Genomic DNA, 11,059 nt, shown 5'->3' with positions numbered 1-11,059 from the left:
CGCCCCTGTCACAACTGTTCGTCCCTCAGCGGTCCGCAGACGTTGTTGCCAGCTGAGCGTTGAGCTCCGGGGAGCCGGACGAGGACAACACCGGCACCGTGCGTGTCGAGCAGAGCATGGTGAGCCAATGAGCGCTCAGCTTCGGGGTGCGCTCGAGCGTCTCGTAGTCCACGTGGATGATGCCGAAACGCGGGCCGTATCCGGCCGCCCACTCGAAATTGTCGAGGAGAGACCACACCAAGTACCCCACGACGTTCGCGCCTCGTGACAGGGCGCGATGGGTGGCGGCTGCATGGTCTGCGAGGTAGCTGGTGCGGTCCAGGTCGAGGACTGTGCGAGTGCCGTTGACGACGACGACCTCGTCGGGGAAGGCTGTTCCGTTCTCCATCACCATGATCGGCAGGTCGGGGAACTGTGCGGACAGTGCCACCAGGTGCTCTTCCAGTCCCTGCGGCTCGATACCCCAGTCCATTCCGGTTCGCGCGAGATCGCCTCGGCGCACAAACTCGACCTGCTCCGAACCGGGGAATGCCGTGCCTCCAGTTGTCTCGCTACCGGGCACGAATCCCGGCGCCTGACGGATATGCATGACCTCGTAGTAGTTCACACCGAGGAGGTCTAGCGGCTGGTGCGCGACCTCGAGGTCGCCGGCTTCGACGAACGCCCAGTCGGTGAACATGCGCGTGTCCTCGAGAAGGTCGGCGTCATACTCACCGCGGAGCATCGGTCCGGTGAAGACGCGATTCGCGACCGCGTCGAAACGTCGAGCGGCGTCCTCGTCAGCCGGCGTCTGCGCCTGGACCCGGAAGATGTTCAGCGCAACGGACAACCGAGCATCCGGTCGGGTGATGGTTCGCCGCAGTGCCTGCATTGCCAGACCATGGGAGAGGTTGAGGTGGTGGGCAGCCTTCAGCGCGTCCTCGTGGCTGGTGCCTCCTGGCGCGAATGCGCCGCTTCCGTAGCCGGAGAAGGAGTTGTTCCACGGCTCGTTGTGCGTGCTCCAGATCGCGACTCGATCTCCGAATGCCGCGCCGACCACCTCGGCGTACTTCTCGAACGCGTAGGCCGTTTGCCGACCACGCCATCCGCCGTACTTGTCCTCCAGCGCTTGCGGGAGGTCCCAGTGGTTCAGCGTGACCACCGGGTCGATACCGCGGCTGAGGAGGCCGTCGATGAGAGTGGAATAGAACTCGATACCTGCCGGATTGACGTCGCCCTCCCCCAGCGGCATGACGCGCGACCAGGAAATGGAGAAACGATACGCGTCAAGACCGAGGGCTTCCATGAGCCCTAGGTCTTCCGTCACGCGGTGGTAATGATCAGCTGCCACGTCACCGGTGGCGCCGCCGGCCGTCTTCCCCGGGGTGTGACTGAACGTGTCCCAGATAGATGCCGCACGACCACCTTCTGTGGCGCCGCCTTCGATCTGGTACGCCGCGGTCGCCGCTCCCAGAGTGAAGGTGGGCGGGAACGCGAGGGTGCCGTTTCGGATCAGGTGGTCATGCATGAAGACAGTTCCTGTCGGTTGTGTGACGAGTCCGAGGGACCCGCTGGTAGCGGGCGGCCCGGGGTGGTGCCCCGGCCAGGCCGTCGATACGGCCCGGCCGGGAGATGGATCAGCCTTTAATCCCGGAGGAGACGTTCGACTGGACGAAGTAGCGCTGGGCGAAGAAGAAGATCAGCAGTACAGGGATGATGTACATCACCGCGGCCGCCGCCTGGATCGTCGGAATCACGTTGCCGTTGGGGTCCTGATACCAGGCCGTGATGGCCACAGCGAGCGTCGTTCGGTCCAAGTCGAGCAACAGAGCCGGGGCGATGTAGTCACCCCAGGTCCACGTGAACGACAGCAGGAATGAGGTGATGAGGATAGGCCGGGACAGCGGAAGGAAGATGGTCGCAAAGATGCGGAACCATCCCGCGCCGTCGATGATGGCTGCGTCTTCCAGTTCCTTGGGCAGCGAGGAGAAGAACTGACGGAAAAGGAAAACCATGTACGGCGAGGCAGCCAGGCCCCACAGGACCCACGGCCAGTAGGTGTTCAGCAGTCCGATGCGCGCAAACATCACGTACGTCGGGAGCAGGGTGAGAATCTGCGGAATCATCATCGTCGCGAGAACGACCAGGAACAAGGCCTTCTTGCCGGGAGCACGGAGTCGGGCGAACCCGAACCCGACGGCGGCGCTGGACAGAGTAATCAGGACTGAGTACGTCGTCGCCACGAAGAGCGAGTTCCCCGCGTACCCGATGAAGTTCATATCGGTGAAGGCGGAAACGAAGTTATTCCACTGCGCCTCCTCAGGGAGGATGGAAATGGGTAGCGAGGCCCACTCGGCAGGGGTCTTCAGCGCGGCAAGGACGAGCCAGATGAATGGGCCGACGAAGAAGGCAGTGAGCGCGAGGATAAGGATGTACGTCCATGCCGTTGGTCGCTTCTTGGCGTTCGTGAGAACGTTGCGCCGACGAGGTGTGCGGCGAGCGGCTGGCGCGACCATCGCTCGCGTAGAGGTGTCTTCCATGGTCATCGCTTTGCTCCTTCGCTTTCGGCTTCGGTGTCAACTTCGTAGTAGACCCAGGACTTGCTGGAGCGCAGCAGGACGAGGGTGAGGCCGAGGATGATGATGAAGAAGATCCAGAGCATCGCCGAGCCGTAACCGAATCGGTTGCTGAGGAAGAATTCTTGGTAGACCTGCACCATGTAGAGCTTGGTGCTGTCGGGGACGCCGTTTGCGGCGGAGATCCCGGAGGAGTTCGTCAGCAACAAGGGCTGAACGAACACTTGCAGCGCGGTGATGACACCGGTGACCAGCTGGAAGAAGAGAATGGGCGAGATCATCGGAATCGTCACGTGGCGGAAGACCGTCCACCGCCCGGCGCCGTCGACGATGGCTGCTTCCTCGAGCTCAGCGGGAACGCCCTGGAGCGCTGCGAGCATGATGATCATGCCGCCTCCCAATCCCCACAGCATGAGGATGATGAGCGAGTAGAACACCATCGGGTCGATGAGCCACGCGATGCGGTCGATCCCGACCGTCCCGAGGATGGCATTGAGAATGCCTGAGTCTTTATTGAAGACGAGCTTCCACATGATGGCCATCGCCACCACGGGCACGACCGAGGGGAGGAAGAAGACGGTGCGCCACAGACCCACCGCTCTCAGCCGACGGTTGATGAGGACGGCCAGGCCCAGGGATCCGCCGACGGTGAGCGGCACCACGAGCGCTGCAAAACCCAGCGTTCTCAGAAGTGCCGCCCACACGTCGCTGTCGGAGAACAGCTCGATGTAGTTCGCTAGCCCCACCCACTTGAAACGGGGCGAGCTTCCATCGAAGTTGGTCAGGCTCACAACGAACCCGTACACCATGGGCGCTGCGGTCAGCAGCAGGAAACCAATCGCCCACGGTGCGACGAACGCATAGAACGTCCGTTTCGGGTACCGGGTCCACTTGCGAGCCATCAAACTACTCCTTGATCTGGTCGACGCCCTTGGCGAGCGCGTCGTTCAACTCATCGGTCAGCTGCGAGCCGGCCTCTTCGACACTGAGGTCGCCCTTGATGGCAAGCTGCAGATACTTGTCGATGGTGTCCTGCAGCAGCCCTGCCGAAATGTAGGGCGAGTCGGGCAGCGGGACGGTGTGGTCCAACTGCGACTGCACGACCGTGTACGCCTGCTGCTGGAACGGCTGTTCCTGCGGCAGCTTGTCCGACAGGGACTTCAGCGACGGGAGGCCCCAGCCGCTGGAGGCACGCGCCTCGGCAGGCTCCCCCGCCATGAAGTACTCCATGAACTTCCAGGCGGCGTCCTTGTCCTTCGCCTGCTCGGGGATCCACATTCCCGCGCCGCCGAAGCTCATCGCTGCGGGGGTGTCGCCCATAGTGGGTGCGGGTGCAAAGCGCACCGTCTTCAGCGCGTCGTCGCCGGCGAAGTTGCCTCCGAACCAGTAGCCGTCCTGGCTGATTGCCATGCGCTCGGCGGCGAAGGTCGAGTAATCCGAACCGTCCGGGAGCGGGTTGAGGGACGTCGGGCCGACGCCGGACTGTCCGTAGTCGACAAACCACTGGAGGGCCTTCTGAGCAGCGTCAGACGTGAAGTCGATCTCGGACAGGTCGTCGTTGAACAGACTCTCGCCCTGCTGTTCGACCATCGCAGCGAGAGGACCGTAGAGGGTCCACTGCCACTCCATGCCCAGGCCGTACACGGTGGTTGTACCGCCCTCGAACTTGGAGAGCTTCTTCGAGATGTCGAGCAGTTCGTCGTACGTGATCGGTTCCGTGTCGCTGAGGTACGGGACGCCGGCGGCATCGAACAGCGCCGTGTTGTACCAGAGCGCGTTGTCCTGGCTCCAGTCCTTCACGATGCCGTAGATGGGGCCCTCACCACTCTTAGAGCCGTCCCAGCGGAATGCGTCGTTTACCGGCTGCAGGTCGTCTTCCTTCAGCACCTCACTCTTTTCGAGGTACGGCGTGAGGTCGGTGGCCAGACCACGGGCGTTGAAGTTCGCGCTGCCGACCGCGTTTCCGAACGCAATGTCCGGCGTGTTTCCGGACGTGAGCATCGTGTTCAGGCGCGTGAGGTCGTACAGAACGATCTTGATCTTGATGCCCGGGTTGTCCTTCTCGAACGCTGCGATCTGCTCCTCAGACAGATCCTGTGCTCCGACCATGACGTCGAGCGTGGTGTCTCCGGAACTGCTCCCTCCGGCGCCTCCACCGGTGCACCCGGCGAGCAGAGCCGAAGCGGCTACGAATGAGCCGAGAACGGCGACCCTTCGCCGTGCGCGGGACGTGCGTGTAGTCATGTCAACCTCCTTGTGAACATGGCAAGCCCGGACGCGGGCCACCCTTGGTGAAGTCACCATACATCGAATTTGGAACAAGTGCTACATTTTCGTTTCGACGCGCGGGTCGGGGCGCGCGGGCGTGACGTGGGTGAAGGAAGTCGGTAGGGTCGCGTTCATGACTGGACCGAAATCCGCTGGCACCCGCGGACCGTACGCCAAGTCCGCTCAGCGCTCCAACGACATCCTGGATGCAGCGACGACGGTGTTCGGCACGCACGGTTACCACGGCGGTTCGTTGCGAGACATCGCCCGCCAACTGGATGTAGCCCTGACCAGCGTGGTCCATCACTTCGGCACGAAGTACGAGCTTCTTGAGGCGGTCTTGGAGAGGTCCGATGGGACAACTTCGGGCAACGAGGCCTTCGACTTCAACGCGGCATGCATCGAGCGCGGCATCGTTCCTGCAACGCTCGAACGAGTGCGTTCCAGCGTCGAACGACCGGAGTTGCTGAGGTTGTTCGCGATCCTGGCGGCCGAATCGTCAGCACCGACCCACCCCGCGCACGACTGGTTCGTCACCCGCTATGAACGCAAGGCGAAGGAACTTGCGGCCGCTTTCGCGTACGACCAGAAGCAGGGTCGCATCAACCCTGAGCGCGACGCGAACTTGCTCGGCCGACTCCTCATCGCAACGTGGGACGGCGTACAGCTCCAGTGGCTCATCGACCCGTCCGCGGACATGAGTGCCGCTATGGTCTTGTTCTTCGAGTCGGCCGTCCCCGAGGCGCTGACGGGGATGGATGCGTCCGCCCGTTCATGACGACCTCCCACCTTCGGCACACCGCATTCAATGTGTGACAACTGTTCGGTTTTTCCCGTAGGGTGACCACACACCCATCCACGGAACGAAAGAGTCACCGATGACCGCCGAAGCTCATCTGAGGACCCCTTCTTCCCTCACCCTGGGGCTGTCGAATCTCGGGCGGAACACGACCGTGGGCTCCGTCGATGAACGCGCTGCCATCGACTTCGCTGAGCTCACGCTCGCCTCCGGTCACACGTACGTGGACACGTCGAACAACTACGCCGGCGGCCGCTCGGAAGCAGTCCTCGGTGCTGCAGCGAATCGACTGGGGACCACCCGTTCTGCAGACATCATCACCAAGGTCGATGTCGATCCCGTCACAGGGCGATTCGACAGGGACCGTGTATTGCGCTCATTCGATGAGAGTCGTGCGCGGCTCGGGATCGATACGGTCCCCCTTCTTCACCTCCATGATCCGGACATGCTCACGATGTCAGAGGCCCTGGGGCCCGGAGGAGCCGTCGAAGGTCTTGTTGAACTTCGCGACTCGGGTGCAGTGGGGGCCATCGGTGTCGCCGGCGGCCCGATCCCGATGATGAGCGCTTACGTGTCGAGCGGCGTATTCGATGCGGTGCTCTGTCACAACCGATTCACCCTCGTTGACCAGAGCGCAACGGCACTGTTCGAGGACGCTCGCCGCCGCGGCATGGTCGTCTTCAACGCCGCACCGTTCGGCGCAGGCCTTCTCGCCGCCGGTCCGCGGCAGGATGCGCGCTATGCTTACCTGCCTGCCTCGGCAGAGCTCCTGACCTGGACGCGTGCTCTCGAGCTGCTGTGCAGGGAGCACGACCTCTCCCTCCCCGCAGTCGCCCTGGCCTTCTCCCTCCAGTCATCTCTCATCGACTCGACAGTCGTCGGCATCTCCTCACCTCGGCGCCTGGACGAGCTGGACGAGCTACAGCGTCAGACGGTTCCGTCGGAGCTGTGGGCGAAGATCGAACAGTTGGGGCCGGCACCGACGCCTATCGTCGATCCACCAGCGCGCTGACGCCTTGTGCCCCTGCGCTTCCCGAAAGCCTCATCGTCGCGGGCGCCAAATTGAGCGTGCCCAGTACCCCAAGGCACATCCCGCACATCCGCCTCTGGCCGGGCATCTCGCTCAACAGCCCAACGCTTGCACTACATGTGGGCTCCGCCATCGACGCGGATCTCGGTACCGGTGATGAAGGCCCCGTCCTTGGAGATGAGCATGGCAATGACTCCCGCAACATCTTCCGGCGTCCCCTGACGACCGTCGTTGAGCTGAGCCTGCAAGTTGCCGAACAGCGACCAGTCCGTGTCTGCGGGGAGGGTCTGCGCGGTGGTGCTCGTGATGCCGCTTTCGATGCCGCCGGGCACGATGTTGATGGCACGCAGCCCCTGCTTCGCATATTCGAGTGCGATTGAGTGGGTGAACGACGCAATCGCGCCCTTGGTCGCCGAGTATGCCGCCATGTAAGGGTGGGCGAAGAATGCCGAGGTGGACGCGAAGTTGATGATGACTCCTGCGTCGTCCGCCAGAAGGTGCGGCAGGCTTTCCCGAACCATGAGGAAGGTGCCGGTCAGGTTGACCTGCAACAGTCGATTCCACCGGTCGAGCGTCACTTCGTGAGTGTGGTCGCCGTAGAGGATTCCCGCGGCGTTCACGAGGGCATCCAGACCGCCGAGGCGTGTGACGACCTCGGCAACAGCGTCCTTGACGGACGCCTCGTCGGAGATGTCCACCTGTCGCGTGATCAATCGCTCACGGATGTCGGTCGACACAGCCCCACGGAGTTCCTTGAGGTCGTCGCCGCGAAGATCGAGGGCAGCGACACGTGCCCCTTCGTTCAGCAGACGCAGTGCAGTGCCTCGACCGATCCCGGACGCTGCGCCGGTGACGATGATGTTCTTGTTGGCAAGTCGCGTGGACATGTGTACTCCAGTCATGCGGGGATGGAATCGGACAGGGTGGGTGTTCCGTGTGGGGCTGCTTCGGACTGAGGAGTGACATCGATCATGACGACTTCCGAAGGCACGCCGTTCGCGGAGATTGCGAGCGAGATCGCGCCGACGGCGGCGGGGCGGATCGCGGCAAGAACGCGGCCGTCGTACGTGCCGTGCGTGGCGCTGTCGAATCGTTCGGAGGTGCGCGGGCGCCCGCTTCCGAACCCGGCGAGCGAACCGGCGCCGGTTACTTGCACGCTGACCGGCCGGTCGGCGTCGTTGATCAGATTGCCGTCGATGTCTCGGAGTTCGATCTCGGCAAAAACGAGCGCGCCGTCGCGGAGATCGGTCGTCGTACGGTCCAGACGCACTTCGAGGCGAGCTTCGGCCGAAGCGCTCTGCAAGGTGGAGCGTGCCACCTCTTGACCCGCGTTTCGCGCTACGGCTACCAGTTCGCCCTTTTCGAAAGGGATCTCGAAGTCGGCGACGAACGCACGTCGTGCTCCCACCGGGCCGCTGCTCACCACTCGGCCGTTGAGCTGCAGTTCAATCTCTTCTGCGTCGCTGTACACCTCGATGATCATGGGGAAACCGTCTTCGATGTTCCAGCTCCAGCTCGAGATCGCGTCGGTCCAGCTCCACTGCCCGAGGGTGAACGAGCGTCCATGGTTCGATGGCCGGCGAACAGCGATGTAGGGCGTTGTGCGTAGCCCGAAAACGGTCTCTCGGTAGTAGGACATCGCTCGACGGTGCCCGGTGATGTCGAGGTCTGCCGACCAGGACGTGAGCCAAGGAAATTCTCCGTCGAACGCGTCGGACTCTCCCTCATACTTCACGCGGCCGACGCCCACTTCGCCCAGATAGTCCCAGCCTGACCACGTGAAGTCGCCAAGAACATGGGGGTGCTCTTTCACCAGCTCCCAGTTTCGGTCGATCCTGGAAGGGAACGTTTCGGTGCCGACGACGACGCGGTTGGGGTGCTCGCGTCGTTCCATCTCATAACGGACATCGCCGTAGTTGAGTCCGACGATGTCCAGGAGTGCGAATGACTCCGCGGTCGCCGAGGTAACGAGCGGCGAAGAGGCGACCTGATCCATGAAGTCGTCGCCGCTACCCATCATTGCGTTCACGCCGCCGTCTGCGTCTCCGCCTCCAGCCTCGGTGTCGGCGCTTTCGTGCGCCGCGGTCGCGGTCGCTATCATCGCCGCAACCTCGCGCAGAGCGGAAACGAACCCGTTGATGCCGTTGGTGACGAAGCGGGTGTCATCCAGATCGCGGATCTTCTCCGCGAGTTTCCGTCCCCACTGACTGGCGATGGCGTTACCCGTCTCGGGGATCTCATTGCCGATTGAGTACATGATGACGCTCGGGTGGTTGAAGTCCGTCGTGATCATCGCCTCGACATCACGCTCCCACCACTCCGGGAAGGCGAGGGAGTAGTCGAACGGTGACTTCGATTCGGCCCACATATCGAATGATTCGTCCATGACGAGCATGCCGTGACGGTCGCACGCATCGAGCATGGCGACGCTCATGGGGTTGTGGCTGCTTCGAACGGCGTTGAACCCGGCTTGCTTCAGGAGGACGATGCGACGTTCTTCGGCATCCGAGAATGTGGCGGCGCCGAGGACGCCGTTGTCGTGGTGGATGCATGCGCCGCGAAGCTTGACGCTCTCGTCATTGATCCTGAGGCCGTGTATGGGGTCGAGGCGGAGTGTTCGGATACCGAAGGTCGTCGAGCGAGTCTCAGGCTCTTCCGCGATGCCCTCGAGGCGGGTCCGAGCCGTGTACAGAGTTGGCTGATCGACGCTCCACAGTTGAGGCCTGGGAACGTATATGCGTTGCCGGACAACGCCTTCGGTCTGAGGGAGCGTGGTGAGGGGGCTTGTTTCCGTGCCGATGACGCTCCCGGCATCGTCCACGATCTCTGTGACGACTGTCGCCGTGCGCGTGAGCGTCCCGCGGTTATGCACCCGCGTCTCTACGGAGACGACCGCGCGCTCTGCATCTACGTCTGGGGTGGTGATCCGCACTCCACCCTGCTCGAGAATGTGGACCTGTTCTGTCACCCAGAGGTGGACCTCGCGATAGAGACCCGCACCGGCATACCAGCGGGAGTCCTGGTGGGTGCGGGCGTCGACGCGAACAGTGTTCTCGGTCCCGTACTCCAGAAAGCCGTCCAAGGAGACCGTGAAGGCCGCGTACCCGTTGGGGCGTTGCGCAATGAAGGCACCGTTCACGTAAATCATCGCATCGCGGTACACGCCTTCGAACTCCAGAGCTACGTGCTTGTCGCGCCAGTCGAGGGGAACCTCGAAGTTGTTGATGTACTGGAAGGCACCGTCGGGGAAGAATGCTCCGGCCGCGCCGCTCGGTGCGTCTGCGCGACGCTCGAGCGAGATGAGCGCGTCATGTGGGAGGCGGACAGCGGTTCCAGCCGCGGCTTGACCCTGTACGTCCGCAAAGATGCTGGTCTTGGGACGGTACGACCAGTTGGAGTTGAAGGGTGAGCGAGTCATTGCTGCCTTTCGGGGAGTCGTCCGGAGGTGAGAGGAAGATCTAGAAGGGAGTGGCGATTGGCCACGCGGCTCGGATGCGGTCAAGCGTCGTCAAGATCGCGACGCTGTCATCCAGCGGGTGGAGCGGGTGCTCAAGGAGCCCCGCCGCAGTCGCGTCCTGCACCGCTTGGAGCATGGGCACGTACCCATTGCCCTCGAGTGGGAAGAGGCAATCGGCGGGGTTGCCGAAGGCCTGCTCGAAGTCTCCGGAGTGGCGACGAAACCTGTCGCTCGCCCAGAAGGGGGCAGCAAGTGTCGCCCATCCGTCGGTTCCGCTGATGGTCGCCGTGGGTTCGAGGTAGCCGACCATGGAAGCCGCTAGCTGCGCGAAGCGCCCGTCGCTGTAGTCGAGCGTCACGTGCAAGGAGAGATCTACGCCGTCTTCTCGGACCTGCGCCGAACTCGACACTGTCGCCGGTTCGCCCAGAATGTCTCTGGCGAGTGTCACCGGGTAGATGGCTTGGTCGAGCAGAGTACTGCTCTTGCGCTCAGCACTCCACGCGCGCGAGCCCGCCGCCCCGAACGGCAGGCCGAATGCAGCACGTACCGAACTGACGGTTCCGAGTAGCCCGCTTCTCGCTTCAGCTCGTAGAGCGATGTACGCGGGATTGAACCGCATCCACATGCCCTCCATCGCGAAAAGTTCGTTCTCTCGGGCTGTATGCGCGATTGCCTGGGCTTCGGCGGCGTTCACTCCGATGGGCTTCTCGATGAGGACGTGCTTGCCGGCGTTGAGTGCCGAGAGGGCAAAGGGCGCATGGGTCGCATGAGGGGTGGCGATGTAGACGATGTCGATGTCGGCGGCGGTGAGCATGAGGTCGAAATCGTCGTATGCGCGTTCAAACTCGTTTTCTGCTGCGAAGGCATGCGCCTTGTCGGCATCGCGTGACCAGACGGCGGCCCGCCGCGCTCCGTCAACGTGACGCAGATCGGACGCAACGGCGTGAGAG

The 11,059-nt window shown here is 63.1% G+C and carries 9 protein-coding genes; 2 read left to right on the top strand and 7 right to left on the bottom strand.

Features of this window, described 5'->3' with window-relative positions:
* Positions 1-25 precede the first annotated feature (25 nt).
* The 4 genes from ACNPM4_RS00535 to ACNPM4_RS00520 all read right to left on the bottom strand — a co-directional run bounded on the left by ACNPM4_RS00535 (position 26) and on the right by ACNPM4_RS00520 (position 4,799).
* On the bottom strand, positions 26-1,507 hold the full coding sequence (locus tag ACNPM4_RS00535) for a GH1 family beta-glucosidase (RefSeq protein WP_448984337.1): 1,482 nt from the start codon (positions 1,505-1,507) through the stop codon (positions 26-28).
* A gap of 109 nt (positions 1,508-1,616) precedes the next feature.
* Entirely contained in the window at positions 1,617-2,525 is a 909-nt protein-coding gene (locus tag ACNPM4_RS00530; RefSeq protein WP_448984336.1) for a carbohydrate ABC transporter permease, read from the bottom strand.
* The gene (locus ACNPM4_RS00525; RefSeq protein WP_372469270.1) at positions 2,522-3,457 is read right to left on the bottom strand and encodes a carbohydrate ABC transporter permease; all 936 of its coding nucleotides are present in this window, start codon (positions 3,455-3,457) and stop codon (positions 2,522-2,524) included. The genes ACNPM4_RS00530 and ACNPM4_RS00525 overlap by 4 nt, the downstream gene beginning before the upstream one ends.
* A gap of 4 nt (positions 3,458-3,461) precedes the next feature.
* The gene (locus ACNPM4_RS00520) at positions 3,462-4,799 is read right to left on the bottom strand and encodes an ABC transporter substrate-binding protein (protein WP_372469269.1); all 1,338 of its coding nucleotides are present in this window, start codon (positions 4,797-4,799) and stop codon (positions 3,462-3,464) included.
* Positions 4,800-4,920: 121 nt separating this feature from the next.
* On the opposite strand from ACNPM4_RS00520, the gene ACNPM4_RS00515 reads away from it, so the two are divergent.
* Both ACNPM4_RS00515 and ACNPM4_RS00510 read left to right on the top strand, forming a co-directional pair.
* Positions 4,921-5,601 carry a TetR/AcrR family transcriptional regulator gene (locus tag ACNPM4_RS00515; protein WP_448984335.1) on the top strand — a complete coding sequence of 227 codons (681 nt, stop codon included), beginning with the start codon at positions 4,921-4,923 and terminating at the stop codon, positions 5,599-5,601.
* A gap of 100 nt (positions 5,602-5,701) precedes the next feature.
* Entirely contained in the window at positions 5,702-6,634 is a 933-nt protein-coding gene (locus tag ACNPM4_RS00510) for an aldo/keto reductase (protein ID WP_448984334.1), read from the top strand.
* A gap of 131 nt (positions 6,635-6,765) precedes the next feature.
* Here the strand turns inward: ACNPM4_RS00510 and ACNPM4_RS00505 are convergent, their stop codons facing one another.
* From ACNPM4_RS00505 to ACNPM4_RS00495, 3 genes are all read right to left on the bottom strand, one after another.
* Entirely contained in the window at positions 6,766-7,539 is a 774-nt protein-coding gene (locus ACNPM4_RS00505) for an SDR family NAD(P)-dependent oxidoreductase (RefSeq protein WP_448984333.1), read from the bottom strand.
* Between the two features lie 11 nt (positions 7,540-7,550).
* Positions 7,551-10,070, bottom strand: a complete 2,520-nt coding sequence (locus ACNPM4_RS00500; protein WP_448984332.1) for a glycoside hydrolase family 2 TIM barrel-domain containing protein — start codon at positions 10,068-10,070, stop codon at positions 7,551-7,553.
* Between the two features lie 40 nt (positions 10,071-10,110).
* On the bottom strand, positions 10,111-11,059 hold a 949-nt coding region (locus ACNPM4_RS00495), incomplete at its 5' end, for a Gfo/Idh/MocA family protein (protein ID WP_448984331.1).

This window comes from Microbacterium umsixpiens (assembly GCF_053543675.1).
This window is presented reverse-complemented; position numbering and strand designations above follow the sequence as displayed.